We start from the raw sequence: 16,962 nt of genomic DNA on the forward strand, positions 1-16,962 counted from the left end.
GCCGCGTGGCCCTATTGCAGCGGCCAGATGAATGGGATCGCGGTCGACACGACCAGCGCCAGGGTGATGTTCAGCGGCAGTCCGACCCGAAGGAAGTCCGAAAACTTGTAGCCGCCGGGGCCGTAGACCAGCGTGTTGGTCTGGTATCCGATCGGCGTCGCGAAAGCCGCCGAGGAGGCGAACATCACCGCCACGACGAGCGGCCGCGCATCGACGCCCAGCGCCTCGGCGAGGCCGATGGCGATCGGCGTCATCACCACGGCCACCGCGTTGTTCGAGACGATCTCGGTCAGCGTCGTCGAGAGCAGGTAGACCGCGAGCACGATACCGAAGCTCGGAAGCCCGCCCATGAGAGGGGCCACCGCGTTCGCGACAAGCTCCACCGCGCCGGAGGAATCGAGCGCGGCCCCCACCGCCAGCATCGCGAAGATCAGCGCGAGGAGCCGCCCCTCAACGTACTCGAAGGCCTCGTCGGCATCGATGCAGCCGGTCACCAGGACGATGGCGACCGCGATGACGGCGAGCGCGAGGATCGGCGCCACGCCAAGCGCGGCGAGGGCGACGATCCCGATGAGCGCGCCCACGGCGATCGGTGCATGGGCCCGCCGGAAGGCGCGTGCGGAGGGCTGGGAGACGTCGACAAGCTCCATCTCTGCCGCGAGCCGCTGGATGTCTTCCGGGCTGCCCTCGAGCAGCAGCGTGTCCCCGACCCGCACGACCAGGTCGTCGATGGCGCGGCCGATGTTCTGGTTTCTCCGGTGAACCGCGAGCACATAGACCCCGAAGCGCCGGCGCAGGCGCAGCGCGCCCAGCGTCCGGCCGACCATCTTGCAGCCCGGCGTGATGAGCACCTCGACCGTTTGCGTCTCGACAGAGCTCACCTGGTCGACGCGGCGCAGCGACTTGTTGCGCTGGAGCGAGAGGAGCTCCGTCATCGCGGTCCGCAGCACGACCCGGTCGCCGACCTGCAGCTCCACCCCCTGCAGGTTGCGCCGCAGGGACTGGTCGCCGCGGATGACGTCCACCAGCCTCACACCCTCGCGCTTGAAGAGCTGCACCCCGGTGACTTCGCGCCCGATCAGGTTGCTGTCCGGCGGGATCACGGCCTCGGTGAAGAACCGCATCTTGGACCGGTCGGAAAGGAGCTGCGCCATGCTGTCCCGTTCCGGCAGCAGCTTCGGCGCGACGAACCGTAGGTAGACCATGCCCCAGGCGATGACGATGAGGCCCAGCGGGGTGATCTCGAAAATGGTGAAGGGCTCCAACCCCTGGCTGCGGGAGACGCCGTCCACCAGCAGGTTGGTCGAGGTCCCCAGCAGCGTCAGCGTGCCGCCCATGATCGCGGCGTAGCTCAGCGGGATCAGGAACTTGGAGGCCGACTCGCCCAGCGTCTTGCTGAGTTGTACGATCACCGGGATCATCACGACCACGACGGGCGTGTTGTTCATGATCGCCGAGGCGAACATGACGAAGAGCAGGACCGCCGGGATCGCGAGCTTCGGGCGCCGCCGGGCGCCTCGGTCGGCAAAGGTCGTCAGCGCGTCTAGCGAGCCCGTCCGCACCAGCGCGCCCATGACCACGAACATCGCCGCGATGGTCCAGGGGGCGGGGTTCGAGAGCACTTCGAGCGCGTCGTCGTAGGGCAGCAGCCCGAAGATCAGCATGAGCGCCGTGCCCGCGATGGCGACGACCTCGGTCGGATAGCTCTCGCGCAGGAAGGCCAGGAACATCAGCACGACGATCGCGAGCGTCAGGATCGCCTCGCCGGTCTGGGAGAACTGGAGAAGATCGGTCATGGGGTTCCCGCGTCTGGCCGAAGGCGATCCTTAACTGGCACCGGACCCGGCGCAAGCGGCCTGCGCCGCCGCGGTTGCACGAGGGCCACGCCCGCGAGCATCAGGGCGAGCGCGAGCCAGACCGTCGTCGCGTAGCGCTCGCCCAGCATGAGCATGGACCAGAGCACCCCGAACCCGGTCACCAGGTAGGCGACCTGCGCCGCGAAGACCGAGCCCGCCCGGCCCACGAGCCAGACGTAGCCCGCGTAGACCACGGCATGGATGACCGCGAGCGCGATCAGGGCGAGATCGGCCTCCCCGAGCGGCCAGCGGGGCGTGATGAACTGCCCGGTGGCCAGCGCGAGTGGCGCGGACAGGATCGCGCCTATGACCGAGGCCGCGAAGAGTGTCTGGATCGGCCCCATCCCGGCGGTGCCCCAGCGCGCCACGACGTTGCCCTCGACCGCGTAGCAGAACGGCGCGAAGAGCGCGACGAGCACCCAGGGCGCGGCGGCCCCGGCCGGCAGGCTCGCCTCCGGCAGCGCGATGAGGGCGACGCCGCCGAGCCCCAGCGCGAGACCCAGCACGCGCAACGCCGAGAGCCGGTCCATCCCGAGAGCGAGCGCGATCGGAAAGGCGAACATCGGCACCGCCGAGACGGCGATCGCCATGATGCCGGCAGGCAGGTGATTGGCGGCCTGGTAGCTGGCCGAGTTCGGCAGGATCGTCCCCGTCAGCGCGATCAGGGTGCCGAAGGCCAGCGCCCTCCCGGACACCAGGACCAGCGGCCTGCGCCGCAGGAGCTGCACCAGCCCCAGCACGACCGCCCCGAGCGCGAGCTGCCAGAAGACGAGGCCCACCGCTCCGTAGCCGTCACGCACGGCGATCTTTGTGAGCGGCGTGGTCAGGCCCCAGCCCGCCCCGAGCAGAGCGAGGAGGGCCAGGAGGCCCGCCGTCTCCCTCATTGCGGTCCCGAGGCCTCCAGCCGTCCGCCCTGGCGCACGGGGACGCAGCGCGTCGCCGCGCCCGTCCGGTCGTCGGTCTCGATGTAGAGGCCCGAGAGCGTGGCCTCGCCGCGCGCAGGCTCGAACCGGCCCTTCGGCATACCGGTGATGAAGCGGCGCAGGGGCTCGTCCTTCTCCATCCCGATAACGGAATGGTAGTCGCCGCACATGCCCGCGTCGGTGAGGTAGGCCGTCCCGCCGGGCAGGATCATCGCATCCGCAGTGGGCACGTGTGTGTGCGTGCCGATAACGGCGCTCGCCCGGCCGTCGGCGAAATGGCCCATGCCCATCTTCTCAGAGGTCGCCTCGCAATGCATGTCGAGGATCGAGGCCTGCACGAGCCCGCCCCGAGTATGCGACCGCAACACCTGGTCGACCGCCGAGAAGGGATCGTCGAAGGGCCGCTTCATGAAGACCTGTCCCAGCACCTGCGCCACCAGGACCTTGCGCCCGCCCGGCGCATCGAACAGCCGCGCGCCCTTGCCCGGCGCGGCCTTGGAGAAATTGAGCGGGCGGACGATGCGCGGCTCGGTCTCGCAGAAGCCCATCATGTCCTTCTGGTCGAAGGCATGGTCGCCGAGCGTGATCGCATCCGCCCCGGCCTCGAGTATCAGCTTCGCGTGGTCGGGCGAGAGGCCAGCCCCGTTGGTGGCGTTCTCGCCGTTCACGACGACGAAATCGAGACGCCAGTCGGCCTTCAGCCTCGGCAGATGGTCCTTGATGGCGGTCCGGCCGGCGCGTCCCATGACGTCGCCGAGAAAGAGAATACGCATGACGCAAGGAGGTATCAGCGCCCCGGCCGGTCGGAAAGCCCGGATCGCGGGGGGCGTTTGCTCTTCCCGCGCTCCGGGGGCAGTCTGCGCGCCATGACAGACGATCCGCGCCTCACCCCGCTTGCCGCCTCGCTCCCGCCGACCGTCCCCTTCGTGGGACCCGAGGAGCTAGAGCGCCGCCGCGGCGCGCCCTTCCGCGCCCGGCTCGGCGCCAACGAGAGCCTCTTCGGCCCCTCGCCCCGGGCCGTCGTGGCGATGAAGGCCGAGGCGGCTGAGGCCTGGAAATACGGGGACAGCACCTCCCACGAGCTGCGCGAGGCGCTGGCGTCGCACCACGGCGTGCGGGCGGAGAACATCACCGTGGGCGAAGGCATCGACGGCATCCTCGGCAACCTCGTCCGGCTGCTCGTGGAGCCGGGAACCCCTGTCGTGACGTCCGCCGGGGCCTATCCCACCTTCAACTACCACGTCGCGGGCTTCGGCGGCGAGCTGCACAAGGTCCCCTTCGCGGGCGACCACGAAGATCCCGACGCCCTGCTGGCGAAGACCCGGGAGACCGGCGCCCGGCTGGTCTACCTGTCGAACCCCGACAACCCGATGGGCACCTGGCACGAGGCCGCGACCGTCGAGCGGATGATCGAGCAGGTCCCCGAGGGCGCGCTCATGGTCCTCGACGAGGCCTACTGCGACTTCGCCCCGGCCGAGGCGATCCCGGCCATGCGCGCCGATGACCCGAGGGTGATCCGGATGCGGACCTTCTCCAAGGCACATGGTCTAGCGGGCGCCCGTGTGGGTTACGCCATCGGGCCCGAGCCGGTCATCTCGGCCTTCGAACGCATCCGGAACCACTTCGGCATGACCCGCATCTCGCAGGCGGGCGCGCTCGCGGCCCTGCGAGATACCGAGTGGCTCGGCCATGTGGTGAGCGAAGTCGCCTCGGCCCGGGAGCGGCTGGCGCGGATCGCCGCGGACGCGGGCTGCACCTCCCTGCCCTCCTCGGCGAACTTCGTGGCCATCGACTGCGGCGGCGACGGCGCCCTCGCCAGGCGGGTGCTCGAGGAACTCGCGTCCCGGGACGTCTTCGTCCGGATGCCGGGCGTCGCGCCCCTCGACCGCTGCATCCGCGTGAGCTGCGGCACCCCAGCCGATCTCGACATCTTCGAGCAGGCTTTCGCTCCCGCGCTGGCCGCCGCGCGGAAATAGTCGACTCGGGCGCGGGGCTCGCTACCTTCGGGTCAGAGACAGCCCGGAGTCGCCCATGACCGACCGTCCGCGCCGCGCGCCGAACTACACCCGCGCCTTCCTCGTCACCACGGGGGGCATTCTCTTCATGGCCTTCTTCACGCTCGCCGCAACCTGGGGCTTCGCCTCTGTCGTGCTGACCGCGCTGCTGCTCGACCTCGGTCTTCAAGCCGCCGGTCGGAGGCGCGCAGAGGCCGTCACTCGGCGGCGCGGCTGAGGGCCTGCGCGGGCTCCGCGAGAGCCTGCGCCGCCGCGTCCCCCGCGCCTTCGCCGTGCGGGATGCCGAGTGCCCGAAGCCCGGCCTCGAGCACGCCGACCACGCCCATCACCATGTGCGCGTTGACGTGGCCCATGTGCCCGATGCGGAACCAGTCCTCCCGCGGCTCACGTCCCAGCCCGATGCCCAGGGTCACCCCGAGGTTCTCCGAGCACCAGAGCCGCAGCCTCTCGCCCTGTCCGTCGGGCAAGTGGACCGAGGTGATCGCCCGGCTCCGCGCCGCGCGCTCGCTCACGTTGATCCGCATGGGACCGCCCTGCGACCAGGTCTCGATCGCCGCCCAGTAGGCGGAGGCCAGCGTCTCGTGCCGGGTCCAGACCTGCTCCAGCCCCTCGGACTTGAGCATGTCGAGCGCGGCGCGAAGGCCGAAAAGGTGATGCGTGGGCGCGGTGCCGCCGAAGTGCTGGTAGTAGTACTCGGGATTGGCCCGCGGCGCCCAGTCCCAGTAGCGGCTGAGCGGCCGGGTGCGGGCCCCTGCCGCGCGGTCGTTGAACCAGATGAAAGCCATGCCGGGCGGCGTCATCAGGCCCTTCTGCGAGGCGGCGAGCGTCACGTCCGCACCCCAGGCGTCCATCTCGTAGCGGTCGCAGGCGAGCGAGGCGATGCAGTCGATGGCAAGCAACGCCGGGTGACCCGCCGCGTCGATGGCGGCGCGGAGGGCGGGAACGTCGTTGCGGACCGAGGACGAGGTATCCACGTGGCAGGCGAGCACGGCCTTGATCCGGCGCTCCGTGTCTGCGCGCAGCGCCTCCTCGATCCGGGCCGGATCGGCGGGCGCGGACATGCCGAAATCGAGGACCTCGGTCTCGATCCCCATCTCCCGCGCCATTTCGCCCCAGCCCTGGCCGAAGCGGCCGTTGGCGACGACGAGGACCTTCTCGCCCGGCTGGGCCATGTTCGCGAGCGAGGCCTCCCAGGCGCCGTGGCCGTTGGAAATGTACATGGCGACATGGCCCACGGTCCGGGCCACCCACTTGAGATCCTGAGCGATGGTATGGGTCGTCTCGACGAGGTCGCCCTCGTAGATGTTGGGCGCGGGCCGGTGCATGGCCTGCAGCACCTCGTCGGGCATGACCGAGGGGCCAGGGATGGCGAGGTAATGGCGGCCTTGGGAGAGGGTCATGGAAGGGCTCCGGGAGATGACGCCGCGAAGTCTAGGCCCGGCGCGCGGGCGCGGCAAGAGCGGGTGACCAGGGTTGGTCACTCCTGCAAATCACTGGAAACGAATGAAAAATATGGTTAACGCGTCGGGTGTTAACACTTTTCACGCGCTGCCCTGACCGGGGTCCTCCCCGGTCTTGTCGGGGTCGATGAGGTAGCCCTGCAGGGCGATGATCTGCCACCAGAGAAAGGCCACCAGCGCCGCGGGGAAGGCGAAGGTCTCGAGCTTGACCCAGAGATCGGTCGACTGCGTGCGCCAGATCAGCTCGTTGGCGACGGCGAGCAGCACCAGGAAGCCGGCAAGCCGCCGGGTCAGGATCATCCAGCCTTCGTGCTTCATCGGCATGAGCTCCCCGATGACCCACTCCAGCCAGCTCTGGCGCCGGAGCAGGCCGATCCCCAGCAGGCCCGCCATGACGCCGTAGACGATGGTGGTCTTCATCTTGAAGAACCGCTCGTCGTTGAACCAGGCGGTCAGCCCGCCGAAGAAGACGACCATGACGGCGGTGAAGATCTGCATCCGGCTGAGGCTGCGGGTCAGCGCCCAGAGCACACCCATGGCGGCCAGCAGCACCGGCACGAAGATCACCGTCGCGACGATGAAGCCGGAGTACTCCGCACCGGCGAAGCTGAAGCTCTCGTCGCGCAGGCGCAGGTAGATCAGGAAGAAGACGATCGTGGGTCCGAGTTCCAGGACCTGCTTCAGGACGGGATTGATGGGACGCTCGCTCATGGCTCCCCTTTATCCTCCGAGTTCGACGATGACAGCCCCAAGAGCGATCAAAGCCATGAGAATGAGCCGCCGCGGCCCCACGGTCTCGCCCAGGATGAACCAGCCGATGAGCGCGGCGAAGACCGTCGAGGTCTCGCGCAGGACCGCCGCCTCGCCCACCTTGTCGAGCCGCGTGGCCAGCATGACGCCGCCGAAGCTGATCCAGGCGATGAGGGCCCCGGCCGCCCCGCGCAGCGCCAGAGAGCGCAGGCCTCCCGGCACGCCCGAGCGGCGGATGCGCAGCGCGGCGATGACCGGAAAGTCGAGCGCCGTGATGAAGAAGAACCAGGCCAGGAAGGTGAAGGGGTCCGGCGACTGCCGGATGCCGTAGGCGTCGTAGGTCGTGTAGAGCGCGACCATGATCCCGCCGGCCAGCGCCCAGGCGAGGCCCAGCTTGAGCGCGTGGCGGTCGATCCGCTCTTCCGAGTAGTTGCGCAGCGCCAGCAGCAGGATCGCGCCCGAAAGGCAGGCCACTCCCAGCCACTGCGTCGGCGTGAAGCGCTCGTGGAAGACGACCGCGGCGAAGATCACCGTGACCAGCGGCCCGGTGCCCCGGATCACCGGGTAGACCACCGTGTAGGCGGCCTGCTCGTAGGCCAGAGCGACCGTCAGCTTGTAGACGAAATGCAGGGCGAAGGCCCCCAGCAGGATCAGCATCGAGGAGGGGGTCGGCCAGGGCACCACGAAGAGGGCGATGGGCGCGGTGAAGACCACCAGGAAGAAGTCGATGGAGCCGCGCATTAGCCAGGGATCGTGGCGGCCCTTCTGCAGCGCGCCGAAGACCGCGTGGGCGAGCGCCGACATCAGGGCGAGCGCCGTGGCGAGTTGCGCGCCCGCCGACGTGCCCGAGATGGAGACCAGCCAGTCGCTCATACAGGGAACGCTCTCGGTCGCCTGACGTTTCCGTGAGAATGACGGAGGACGGGATGCTGCAAGCCATACTGGACGAAATGACCGGCGGGTTCGCCGTGGTGGATCCGACGATATCGGGCGCGCGCCTGCTCGCCGCCGCGTTCCTCGCGGGCGCCATCGGCTTCGAACGCGAGCGCCGCGGCAAGGCCGCGGGCCTGCGGACCCATATCCTGGTGGGCACGGCGGCCTGCCTCTTCATCGTCGTGGGGCTGGAGCTGTCGCAGCTCCCCTTCGGTCGGGACGGCGAGATGCGCATCGATCCGCTGCGCCTGATCGAGGCGGTGACCGCCGGCGTGGCCTTCCTCGCCGCGGGGCTGATCTTTACCGCCAACGGCAAGGTCAAGAACATCACCACCGGCGCCTCGATGTGGCTCGCGGGCGCGGTGGGGCTCGCCTGCGGCGCGGGCGAGGTGCCGCTCGCCGCCATGGCCACGGTCATCGTGATCACGGTGCTCGTGGTCCTGCGCTGGATCGAGCGGCACTTCGGCTTCGAGCAGGAGGCCGAGGGCGAGTAGCGCCTTCATTGTCTTGATGTATCGCGGGGGGAGTCCGCGCCCTGCGCGGACGGGGGGCAGAGCCCCCCTGGCACCGGCCGCCCTCACGCGTCGAGACCCACCAGGGCGGCTGCGAACTCCTCCGGGTCGAAAGGCGCGAGGTCGTCGATCTGCTCGCCAACGCCGATGGCGTGGATCGGCAGGCCGAATTTGTCGGCCAGCGCCACCAGCACGCCGCCCTTGGCGGTCCCGTCGAGCTTGGTCATCACCAGCCCCGAGACGTCGGCGAGTTCCTGGAAGGTCTTCACCTGGCTCACGGCGTTCTGGCCGGTGGTGGCGTCGAGCACCAGCAGCGTGTTGTGCGGCGCGTCCGGGTCCTTCTTGCGGATGACGCGCACGATCTTGGCGAGCTCCTCCATGAGGTCGGCGCGGTTCTGCAGCCGGCCCGCGGTGTCGATCATCAGAAGGTCCGCGCCCTCGGCCTGCGCCTTGCCCAGCGCGTCGAAGGCGAGGCTCGCGGGGTCCGAGCCCTCGGGCGCGGTCAGCACCGGCACGCCGGCCCGGTCGCCCCAGACCTGCAGCTGCTCCACCGCCGCCGCGCGGAAGGTATCGCCCGCGGCGATCACCACCTTCTTGCCGGCGGCATTGAACTGGCTGGCGAGCTTGCCGATCGTCGTGGTCTTGCCCGAGCCGTTGACGCCCACGACCAGGACCACCTGCGGCTTGGAGGGATAGAGCGGGAGGGGCCGGGCGACCGGCTCCATGATCCGGGCGATCTCCTGGGCCAGCGCCTCCTTGATCTCTTGGGTCGAGACCTTCCGGCCGTAGCGGCCCTCGGCGAGGTTCGCGGTCACGCGCACAGCGGTTTCGACGCCCATGTCGGCGGTGATGAGCAGTTCCTCGAGGCTTTCGAGCATCTCGTCGTCGAGGGTGCGGCGCATGACCGGCGTGTCGGACTTGCGTCCCATGAGACGGCCAAGGAAGCCGCCGCGCTCCTCGCCCGGGTCGGCGGCCTGTTCGAAGGCCTCCTCGGGGATCGGCTCGGGCGTGGGCCGCGGCATCACCGGCTCCTGCGGCGGCGGGGGCTCGGGCCGCGGATCGGGCTCCGGCTCCGGGGCGGGCGGAGGCTCGGACGATCCCGGCGCGTCGGGTTCGCGGGCATCGGGGACGACCGGCGGCTCGTCGGAGGCGACGTGTTCGGCGGGCGGATCCTCGGCCTCGACGGGCGGCGTGGTGTCCTCGGTCACCTCTTCCTCGCCCCCCTCCTCGACGATGGCGTCGAGCCCCTCCTCGAGCTTGGAGGAGGACTTGAAGAGGCGGTCCTTGAGCTTGCGGAAAAAGGCCATGCGCGGGGCTCCGGGTCGTGGTTGGTTCCGACCTAGACCCGGGGGACGGCGATTGGAAGGGGCGCGGGCGCGGCTATGATCCCGGACGGTTGTCGTGATATGGACGGCCATGCGCAGTCCCGTGCCCTATTTCGCCGTCGCGACCCTGGCCCCGGTGGCGCTGATCCTCGCCGGCGGCGCCTGGGGCGGTGCCTGGGCGCTCGCGGGACTCCTGTGGATGACCGCGCTGGCCGCGACGCTCGACGAGGCGGTCGCGGCGGTGCTGCCGGAGGCGGACGCCGGGGCGGAGTTTCCCTCGGCCGACTGGCTCTCCGTCGCGCTGGGCCTCGCGCACATGGCGGTGCTTTTCGGCACGGTGGCGGCTCTCTCCTCGGGACGGCTCGCGGCCTGGGAGGGCATCTGCCTCTTCCTCGCCGCCGGGCTCTTTCTGGGACAGGTCAGCAATTCCAACGCGCACGAGTTGATCCACCGGGGCTCCCGCGGGCTGCGGCGGCTGGGGACGGCGGTCTACGTGACGCTCTTCTTCGGGCACCACGCCTCGGCGCATCCGCTGGTCCACCACGTCCATGTCGCCACCCCGCGCGATCCGAACTCCGCGCGGCTGGGCGAGAGCTACTGGCGCTTTGCCCCGCGCGCCTGGATCGGGTCGTTCCGCGCTGGCCTCGCGGCCGAGAGCGCGCGGATGGCGCGCGCCGGACGGCCGGCCTGGCGGCATCCCTACCTGGTCTATACCGCGGGAGGGCTCGCGGCGCTCCTGCTCTCGGCGCTGATCGGCGGCCTAGGGGGCATGGCCGCGCACATGACGCTCGCGGGCTTCGCTGTGAGCCAGCTGCTGATGTCGGACTACGTCCAGCACTACGGCCTCACGCGCCGGATCGGGCCGGACGGCAAGGCGGAGCCGGTCGGCGCGGCGCACAGCTGGAACAGCCCGCACTGGTTCACCTCCGCGCTCATGCTGAACGCGCCGCGGCACTCAGACCATCATGCGCATCCCTCCCGCCCCTACCCCGAGCTGGCGCTGGAGCCGGACGCGCCACGCCTGCCTTATTCCCTGCCGGTCATGGCCTGCCTCGCCCTCTCACCCCGCCGCTGGCGGCGGGTCATGACACCGCGCGCCGAGGCCCTGCGCGGCGAGGCCCCGGTCGCCGCGGAGTGACTGGCCGTGTCCGCCACGCTCTGACAGCCTGCGCGGCATGAAACCGATTCTCGCCCTGTTGTGCGCCCTCGCGGCCGCGCCGCTCCACGCCGAAACGCCGCTCGACGCCGAAAGCTTCGAGGCACTGGTCGAGGGCCGGACCCTGACCTTCGAGATCGCGGGCGAGCCCTACGGCATCGAACGATACATGGAGGGACGCCGCGTGATCTGGTCCTTCCTCGACGGCCAGTGCACCCAGGGCGAATGGTACCAGCAGGGCGAGGCGATCTGCTTCGTCTACGACCGCGCCCCCGACGATCCCCAGTGCTGGGAGATCTACGACGAGGGCGAACGGCTGCGGACGGTTTTCCTCTCTGGCGAGCAGCGCAGCACGCTCTACGAGGCGCGGCCCGGCGACGAGGAGCTGGTCTGCAACAACTTCGGTTTCTGATCCGCTAGAAGAGCGAGCCTTGTTCGGGCGGCTCGTCGCCCTTGCGCGCCCGCTTCGGGGCCCCTCCGCCCGGAGTCATGCGCCCGTCGGCGAATTCGATCTCCAGCGACACAGCCTTTCGAGCCTCCGCCGCGCGCGTCACGACGGCCCCGTCGCCGCGCACCACGGCATAGCCGCGGCTGAGGGTGGCCTTGTAGCTCAGCGTCTCGAGCAGCCGGGCCGCCCCCGCCACGCGTTCGGCCCGCCGCCGCTCCTGCGCCGAGGCGCAGCGCGAGAGCCGGGCGGTGGCCTCGGCGAGCCTGCGGCGGTCCCGCTCGGCGGCGCGGGAGAGCGGCTCGGGGCGCAGCTTGATCGCGCATTTCCGAAGCTCTTCGCGCTGGCGGTTGACCAGGCGCTGGAGCCCGGGCGCGAGGCGCGCGCCGTCCCGGTCCAGCCTCCGGCGCGCCTCGGCGAGCCGGGCGCGCATCCCTGCGGGGCGCAGGCCGCCGGAGGCCTCTGACAGCCGGTGGCGCTTGGCCTGAACGACAGAGGTAAGCGCGCGCGGCAGACGGTGGTCCTGAGCGTCGAGCCGCTGCCTCGGGGCCTCCACCAGCGACTGCGGTCGCCCGAGCCCCCGGGCGAGATCCCGCAGGCGCTGGCCGCGATTGACGAGACCCTGCGCGGTGCAATGGCTCATCCGCGCGCCCTGCCCGTCGAGCCAGGCGCGCAGCTCCGCGCGGACCGGCACGGCGATCTCCGCCGCCGCCGTGGGCGTCGGCGCGCGGCGGTCGGCCACGTAGTCGATCAGCGTGGTGTCGGTCTCGTGCCCCACGGCTGAGACCAGCGGGATCTCCGAGGCCGCCGCCGCCCGGGCCACGATCTCCTCGTTGAAGCCCCAGAGGTCCTCGATGGAGCCGCCGCCCCGCGCGACGATCAGCAGGTCGGGACGCGGCAGCGCGCCGCCGGGAGAGAGCGCGTTGAAGCCGGCGATGGCGCGGGCGACCTCGGGCGCGCAGGCCTGGCCCTGCACGGCGACCGGCCAGACCAGCACCTTGCGTGGGAAGCGCTCGCGCAGGCGGTGCAGGATATCGCGGATCACCGCGCCCGAAGGCGAGGTGACCACGCCGATGACCTCGGGCAGGAAGGGCAGCTTGCGCTTGCGCGACTCGGCGAAGAGGCCCTCCGCCTCCAGCGCCTTCTTTCGCTTCTCGAACATCGCCATGAGCGCACCGACGCCCGCGACGGAGACCTCCTCGACGTTGAGGTTGTACTTCGACTGGCCGCCGAAGGAGGTCATCTTGCCGGTGACGACGACCTCCAGCCCCTCTTCCGGCACGACCGAGAGGTTGGGGATCTGGCCCTTCCAGGTCGTGCAGGCGAGGACGTTCCGCTCGTCCTTCACGTCGAAGTAGAGATGTCCCGAGCGGGCGCGGAAGACGCGGCCGACCTCGCCCTTCACGCGGATGCGGCCGAAGGCATCCTCCAGCGTGCGTTTCACCGCGCCGGAGACCTCGGTCACCGTGTACTCGGGCAGGTTGCCGCCGGGGGTCGGGTCGTCGATCAGGTCCATGGGCGGACCCTAGGGCTTGCGGCGGCGGGAGGGAAGGTCGCGCCGCGGGGCGGGCGGGCCGGTTGCCCTCCTTTCCGGGCGGGACTAGGAGAGGCGCGACCACCGGAGGGAGGCCGCATGAACATCCTGATCCTCGGCTCCGGCGGCCGGGAACACGCCATCGCCTGGGCGGTGAAGCAGAACCCCAAATGCGACCGGCTGATCGTGGCCCCGGGCAACCCCGGGATCGCCGAACTGGCCGAAACGACCGAGCTGGACATCCTGGACGGCGACGCGGTCGCGGTCTTCGCCGCCGAGAACGCGGTGGACCTGACCATCGTCGGCCCCGAGGCGCCGCTGGCGGCGGGCGTGGCCGACCGGCTGCGCGCGGCGGGTCTCGCGGTGCTCGGCCCCTCGGCGGCGGCGGCGCGGCTGGAAAGCTCCAAGGGCTTCACCAAGGCGGTCTGCGACGCAGCCGGTGCGCCGACGGCGGGCTACGCCAAGTTCCAGAACCCGGTCGAGGCCCATGCCTACGTCACCGCCAAGGGCGCGCCCATCGTGGTCAAGGCCGACGGGCTCGCCGCGGGCAAGGGCGTCACCGTCGCCATGACCGAGGACGAGGCGCACGCCGCGCTCGACGAGATGTTCGGCGGCGCCTTCGGCGAGGCCGGCGCGGAGGTCGTGATCGAGGAGTTCATGACGGGCGAAGAGGCCTCGTTCTTCTGCCTGGTGGACGGGGAGACCGTGCTGCCCATCGGCACCGCGCAGGACCACAAGCGCGTGGGCGAAGGGGACACCGGCCCGAATACCGGCGGGATGGGGGCCTATTCACCGGCGCCGGTGCTGACCGAGGAGGTCGAGCAGGCGGCGCTGAACCGCATCGTGCGGCCGACGATGGCGGTCCTCGCCCGGCAGGGCACGCCCTTCCGCGGCATCCTCTACGCCGGGCTGATGATCGAGGACGGCGTGCCGCGACTGGTCGAGTACAACGTGCGGCTGGGCGATCCCGAGGCGCAGGTGCTGATGATGCGGCTGGGGGCCCAGGCGCTCGACCTGTTCCAGGCCTGCGCGGAGGGGCGGCTCGACGAGGTCGCGCCGAACTGGGCCGACGACCACGCGATGACTGTGGTGCTGGCGGCCAAGGGGTATCCGGGAGCCTATGAGAAGGGCAGCGCGATCGGCGGGCTCGAGGGGCTGCGGCGCGACAGCCAGCACATGGTCTTTCACGCCGGAACCGCAGAGGCCGACGGCAAGACCGTCGCCGCAGGGGGAAGGGTCCTTTCGGCCACGGGACGCGGCGCGAGCCTGCAGGAGGCGCGCGACCGGGCCTATGGCCTCGCCGACGGCGTGGACTGGCCCGAGGGCTTTTTCCGGCGGGATATCGGCTGGCGCGCGCTCTGAGACCCGCGCCAGCCGGCGCGCGTCACTGGATGACCCAGCCGCCGTCGATGTGGATCATCTGGCCGGTCATGTAGTCGCTGTCGTGGCTGGCGAGGAAGGCGGCGGTGCCCTTCACGTCATCGGGGTAGCTCACCTTCTTCAGCGCCAGGATCTCGGCGAGGTCGTCGAAAGCCTGCCCCTCGCGCTCCTTGAAGCCGATCTCGACGAGGTCCTTGTCGAGCTGCTCCCAGAGCGGGGTCTTCACCACGCCCGGGGCGTAGCCGTTCACCGTGATGTTGTGCTCGGCCAGGGCGATCGCGCCGCAGTGGGTCAGCGCCAGGCAGCCGTATTTCGAGGTGCAGTAGACGGTCACGTCCACCAGCGGCTTGCGCGAGGCGACGGAGCCCACGTTGATGAGCTTGTAGGGCGTCTCCTCGGGGCCCTGGGCGATCATCTGGCGCGCGGTCTCCTGCATACCGAGCCACATGCCCTTGGTGTTGACCGTCATGATGAGGTCCCAGTTCGGCTCGTCGATATCCATGAAGAACCGGGGCTTGTTGAGGCCGGCGTTGAAGACACCGATGTTGATCGAGCCGAAGGCCTCGACGGTGGCGGCCACCGCGTTCGCGTTGTCTTCGCGCTTGGTGACGTCCATCTTCACGGCGATGGCCTTGCCGTTGCCGCGCTCGTTGATCTTGTCGGCGACGGACTGCGCCTCGTCGAGGTCGAGGTCGCCGAGGCAGACGTTGCCCCCCTGCTCCGCGAAATGCTCTGCGTTCACCGCGCCCATGCCGCGCGCGGCACCGGTGATGAGGATGTTCTTGCCCTTGAGGCGGTTGGGGTCCATCGGTTTCCTCCCTGTCTGACCTTGGTCGCTACGGAATGGCGGCCTCGGCGCGCTCCTGCGCGCGCCTGAGCGCCTGCCGCGGGGAGACGACGCCCCGCAGCATGTCGTGGAATTCCTCGCCGCAGATGCGGATGATCTCGGAGATCTCGGGGATCGGCGGGCGCGGCCAGAACTGCAGCTCGTCGCGCCAGGACATCTGGTCGACCGCCTCGAAGATCGGGCTGAGGCGGCGCACCTCCGGGTCGGCGCCCACGGAGTAGCGCGGGCTCGTCCGGCTGCCGTTCTGGATGTAGAGCTTCTGCGCCTCGGGAGAGGTGAAGGCGATGAGCGCCTCCGCTGCCTCGGCACGGCGGTCGGGCGCGAGGTTGGCCGGGATTCCAAGGACGTAGCCGCCAACCGGGGCCACCGGGCGCGCGCCGGGCCCGTGCGGGTGCGGCAGGTAGCCGGTCGTACCGTTCGCGGGCGAGGCGGGGTCGAGCTCGAAGTAGGGTGCAAGCAGCGTGTAGCCGTAGGCCATCGCCACCTTGCCCTCGGCGTAGGGGCGCACCCGCTCGTACCAGGACATCGAGAGGATGTCGGGCGGGGCCACGTCCATCAGGTCCATGAGGTACTCGGCGGCGGCGAGGCCCCGCTCGGTGTCGATGGTCACCCGCGGTCTCTCGCGGCCCAGCCAGTCGGCGTCGTAGCCCCCGGCGATGGGCTGCATGTCGAGGATCGGCTGGCCGAAGTCGGCGCAGGCCATCATGAAGGTATGTCCCAGGGCCGTCCCGCGCGCCGCGTTCCAGGCGATGCCGTAGCGCCCGTGGCGCGGGTCGTGCAGCGCGCGGGCGGCCTCCAGCACGGCGCCGGTGGTCGTCGGCGGCTCGAGCCCTGCCTCGGCGAAGAGATCGCGGCGGTAGAACATCAGTTCAGGCGTGGTCTGCGCAGGCACGCCGTAGGGGCGGCCCATCCAGTGCGCCGCGCGCCAGCCCGCGGTGTGGAAGTCGCCGGGATCGAGGCGAGAGACCTCCATCATCTCGTCGAGCGGGGCGAGGACGCCGCGCGCCACGAACTCGCCGACCCAGGGCAGGTCCACGGCGATCAGGTCGTAGCGGCTCTGCGGCCGGGCGGCGTTGCGGATCGCCTCCTCGCGCAGCCGGTCGATCGAAAAGGCGCGCTGATTGATCTTCGCGCCGACGAGCTGCTCGAACTGGCGCTTCAGGTTGTCCATGACCATGAAGGTCGGGTCGCCGTGGACGAGGATCCGCAGCCCTCCGGCGAGACGGAGCGGGCGCTGCAGGACCTGAGGCGGCGGAATCAGTGTCGTGGAATCGATATAGGAGCCACCGAAGTAGTAGTCGGCCTCGGCCGGAGCGCCCGTCTCGACGAAGGCGCGGCGGCCGAGGCGCAGGATGCGGTCCGAGAGCTGGGCCCAGACGGACAGCATCTCTTCGCTGGGATGAAGCGAGAAGGACTTGCCGGTCTTGGACCGCGGCCGCTGCTCGATCAGGCCCGCCTTCTGCATGTCGGCGAGTCGACGGACGGCGGTCGCGTAGGGCACACCCGCCGCGGCGACCATGCTGGAGGGGGTGACGATGCGCCCGTCCAGATGGCTGCGCAGCAGGTGCAGGCTCATGCCGAGGTAGGGGTCGGGGGTCGAAGGCTCCAGCGCGCCGCCCAGTTCGAGCATCAGCTCCTCGAGGAACCCGGTGGCCATCGCCAGATCGGTCCGGCCCGACCGCTCCGCCGGCTGGCGGGAGGCGGCCTGTCCGATCTGGATGTTCTCGGCCATTGCGTTCACCTGTCGGAGGTCCTTCGGCGGGGGGTCTGTTCTGTCGCGTCGGCTCACAGCGGGTCTCCGTGGAAAAATGTCCAGTTCGATATCC

At 70.4% G+C, this 16,962-nt stretch carries 16 protein-coding genes; 6 read left to right on the forward strand and 10 right to left on the reverse strand.

Translation table 11 applies throughout. The features are described from left to right. Nucleotides 1-11: 11 nt before the first annotated feature. The 3 genes from F3S47_RS02905 to F3S47_RS02915 are packed head-to-tail and all read right to left on the reverse strand — an operon-like array spanning nt 12 to nt 3,552. Nucleotides 12-1,796 carry an SLC13 family permease gene (locus tag F3S47_RS02905; RefSeq protein WP_150443700.1) on the reverse strand — a complete coding sequence of 595 codons (1,785 nt, stop codon included), beginning with the start codon at nt 1,794-1,796 and terminating at the stop codon, nt 12-14. Further along, on the reverse strand, nt 1,793-2,740 hold the full coding sequence (locus F3S47_RS02910; protein WP_150443701.1) for a DMT family transporter: 948 nt from the start codon (nt 2,738-2,740) through the stop codon (nt 1,793-1,795). Before F3S47_RS02910 ends, F3S47_RS02905 begins: the two co-directional genes overlap by 4 nt. Next, on the reverse strand, nt 2,737-3,552 hold the full coding sequence (locus tag F3S47_RS02915; RefSeq protein ID WP_150443702.1) for a TIGR00282 family metallophosphoesterase: 816 nt from the start codon (nt 3,550-3,552) through the stop codon (nt 2,737-2,739). The genes F3S47_RS02910 and F3S47_RS02915 overlap by 4 nt, the downstream gene beginning before the upstream one ends. A 93-nt stretch (nt 3,553-3,645) precedes the next feature. Here F3S47_RS02915 and F3S47_RS02920 point away from each other — a divergent pair, with 93 nt between their 5' ends. Both F3S47_RS02920 and F3S47_RS02925 read left to right on the forward strand, forming a co-directional pair. Further along, the gene (locus F3S47_RS02920; RefSeq protein ID WP_150443703.1) at nt 3,646-4,755 is read left to right on the forward strand and encodes a pyridoxal phosphate-dependent aminotransferase; all 1,110 of its coding nucleotides are present in this window, start codon (nt 3,646-3,648) and stop codon (nt 4,753-4,755) included. A gap of 55 nt (nt 4,756-4,810) precedes the next feature. Further along, nucleotides 4,811-5,011 carry a hypothetical protein gene (locus F3S47_RS02925; RefSeq protein WP_150443704.1) on the forward strand — a complete coding sequence of 67 codons (201 nt, stop codon included), beginning with the start codon at nt 4,811-4,813 and terminating at the stop codon, nt 5,009-5,011. Here F3S47_RS02925 and F3S47_RS02930 read toward each other — a convergent pair. The 3 genes from F3S47_RS02930 to F3S47_RS02940 form a co-directional block, all read right to left on the reverse strand. Further along, nucleotides 4,992-6,194, reverse strand: coding sequence for a pyridoxal-phosphate-dependent aminotransferase family protein (locus F3S47_RS02930; protein WP_150443705.1), 1,203 nt, complete (start codon nt 6,192-6,194; stop codon nt 4,992-4,994). The two genes, F3S47_RS02925 and F3S47_RS02930, sit on opposite strands and share 20 nt — an antisense overlap. A 141-nt stretch (nt 6,195-6,335) precedes the next feature. Then, nucleotides 6,336-6,965: an inner membrane-spanning protein YciB gene (locus F3S47_RS02935; RefSeq protein WP_150443706.1), complete on the reverse strand. Its 630-nt coding sequence runs from the start codon at nt 6,963-6,965 to the stop codon at nt 6,336-6,338. Nucleotides 6,966-6,974: 9 nt separating this feature from the next. Further along, nucleotides 6,975-7,877 (reverse strand): DMT family transporter, encoded by a 903-nt coding sequence (locus tag F3S47_RS02940; protein WP_150443707.1) that lies wholly within the window; start codon nt 7,875-7,877, stop codon nt 6,975-6,977. A 53-nt stretch (nt 7,878-7,930) separates the two neighbouring features. On the opposite strand from F3S47_RS02940, the gene F3S47_RS02945 reads away from it, so the two are divergent. After that, nucleotides 7,931-8,431: an MgtC/SapB family protein gene (locus tag F3S47_RS02945; protein ID WP_150443708.1), complete on the forward strand. Its 501-nt coding sequence runs from the start codon at nt 7,931-7,933 to the stop codon at nt 8,429-8,431. Nucleotides 8,432-8,514: 83 nt separating this feature from the next. Here F3S47_RS02945 and ftsY read toward each other — a convergent pair whose 3' ends face one another. Next, on the reverse strand, nt 8,515-9,756 hold the full coding sequence (ftsY, locus tag F3S47_RS02950) for a signal recognition particle-docking protein FtsY (RefSeq protein WP_150443709.1): 1,242 nt from the start codon (nt 9,754-9,756) through the stop codon (nt 8,515-8,517). Between the two features lie 109 nt (nt 9,757-9,865). On the opposite strand from ftsY, the gene F3S47_RS02955 reads away from it, so the two are divergent. Then, nucleotides 9,866-10,912: an alkane 1-monooxygenase gene (locus F3S47_RS02955; protein WP_150443710.1), complete on the forward strand. Its 1,047-nt coding sequence runs from the start codon at nt 9,866-9,868 to the stop codon at nt 10,910-10,912. A gap of 37 nt (nt 10,913-10,949) precedes the next feature. Beyond that, nucleotides 10,950-11,342, forward strand: a complete 393-nt coding sequence (locus F3S47_RS02960; protein WP_150443711.1) for a hypothetical protein — start codon at nt 10,950-10,952, stop codon at nt 11,340-11,342. Between the two features lie 4 nt (nt 11,343-11,346). On the opposite strand, the gene xseA is transcribed toward F3S47_RS02960, so the two are convergent. After that, nucleotides 11,347-12,891 carry an exodeoxyribonuclease VII large subunit gene (gene xseA / locus F3S47_RS02965; protein WP_150443712.1) on the reverse strand — a complete coding sequence of 515 codons (1,545 nt, stop codon included), beginning with the start codon at nt 12,889-12,891 and terminating at the stop codon, nt 11,347-11,349. Between the two features lie 117 nt (nt 12,892-13,008). Here xseA and purD point away from each other — a divergent pair, with 117 nt between their 5' ends. Continuing rightward, complete coding sequence (purD, locus tag F3S47_RS02970) at nt 13,009-14,271, forward strand: phosphoribosylamine--glycine ligase (RefSeq protein WP_150443713.1); 1,263 nt, start codon at nt 13,009-13,011, stop codon at nt 14,269-14,271. Between the two features lie 22 nt (nt 14,272-14,293). On the opposite strand, the gene F3S47_RS02975 is transcribed toward purD, so the two are convergent. After that, a complete protein-coding gene (locus F3S47_RS02975) occupies nt 14,294-15,097 on the reverse strand; it encodes an SDR family NAD(P)-dependent oxidoreductase (protein WP_150443714.1) in 804 nt (267 codons plus the stop codon). A 28-nt stretch (nt 15,098-15,125) separates the two neighbouring features. Beyond that, a complete protein-coding gene (locus F3S47_RS02980) occupies nt 15,126-16,868 on the reverse strand; it encodes an extracellular solute-binding protein (RefSeq protein ID WP_150443715.1) in 1,743 nt (580 codons plus the stop codon). Between the last annotated feature and the right edge of the window lie 94 nt (nt 16,869-16,962).

The sequence above is a fragment of the Histidinibacterium aquaticum genome, from assembly GCF_008710275.1.
Lineage (GTDB): Bacteria > Pseudomonadota > Alphaproteobacteria > Rhodobacterales > Rhodobacteraceae > Oceanicola > Oceanicola aquaticus.

Coding starts and splice junctions, on each gene's coding strand:
- F3S47_RS02905 (WP_150443700.1), bottom strand. CDS start 1,796: ATGACCGATCTTCTCCAGTTCTCCCAGACCGGCGAGGCGATCCTGACG.
- F3S47_RS02910 (WP_150443701.1), bottom strand. CDS start 2,740: ATGAGGGAGACGGCGGGCCTCCTGGCCCTCCTCGCTCTGCTCGGGGCG.
- F3S47_RS02915 (WP_150443702.1), bottom strand. CDS start 3,552: ATGCGTATTCTCTTTCTCGGCGACGTCATGGGACGCGCCGGCCGGACC.
- F3S47_RS02920 (WP_150443703.1), top strand. CDS start 3,646: ATGACAGACGATCCGCGCCTCACCCCGCTTGCCGCCTCGCTCCCGCCG.
- F3S47_RS02925 (WP_150443704.1), top strand. CDS start 4,811: ATGACCGACCGTCCGCGCCGCGCGCCGAACTACACCCGCGCCTTCCTC.
- F3S47_RS02930 (WP_150443705.1), bottom strand. CDS start 6,194: ATGACCCTCTCCCAAGGCCGCCATTACCTCGCCATCCCTGGCCCCTCG.
- F3S47_RS02935 (WP_150443706.1), bottom strand. CDS start 6,965: ATGAGCGAGCGTCCCATCAATCCCGTCCTGAAGCAGGTCCTGGAACTC.
- F3S47_RS02940 (WP_150443707.1), bottom strand. CDS start 7,877: ATGAGCGACTGGCTGGTCTCCATCTCGGGCACGTCGGCGGGCGCGCAA.
- F3S47_RS02945 (WP_150443708.1), top strand. CDS start 7,931: ATGCTGCAAGCCATACTGGACGAAATGACCGGCGGGTTCGCCGTGGTG.
- ftsY (WP_150443709.1), bottom strand. CDS start 9,756: ATGGCCTTTTTCCGCAAGCTCAAGGACCGCCTCTTCAAGTCCTCCTCC.
- F3S47_RS02955 (WP_150443710.1), top strand. CDS start 9,866: ATGCGCAGTCCCGTGCCCTATTTCGCCGTCGCGACCCTGGCCCCGGTG.
- F3S47_RS02960 (WP_150443711.1), top strand. CDS start 10,950: ATGAAACCGATTCTCGCCCTGTTGTGCGCCCTCGCGGCCGCGCCGCTC.
- xseA (WP_150443712.1), bottom strand. CDS start 12,891: ATGGACCTGATCGACGACCCGACCCCCGGCGGCAACCTGCCCGAGTAC.
- purD (WP_150443713.1), top strand. CDS start 13,009: ATGAACATCCTGATCCTCGGCTCCGGCGGCCGGGAACACGCCATCGCC.
- F3S47_RS02975 (WP_150443714.1), bottom strand. CDS start 15,097: ATGGACCCCAACCGCCTCAAGGGCAAGAACATCCTCATCACCGGTGCC.
- F3S47_RS02980 (WP_150443715.1), bottom strand. CDS start 16,868: ATGGCCGAGAACATCCAGATCGGACAGGCCGCCTCCCGCCAGCCGGCG.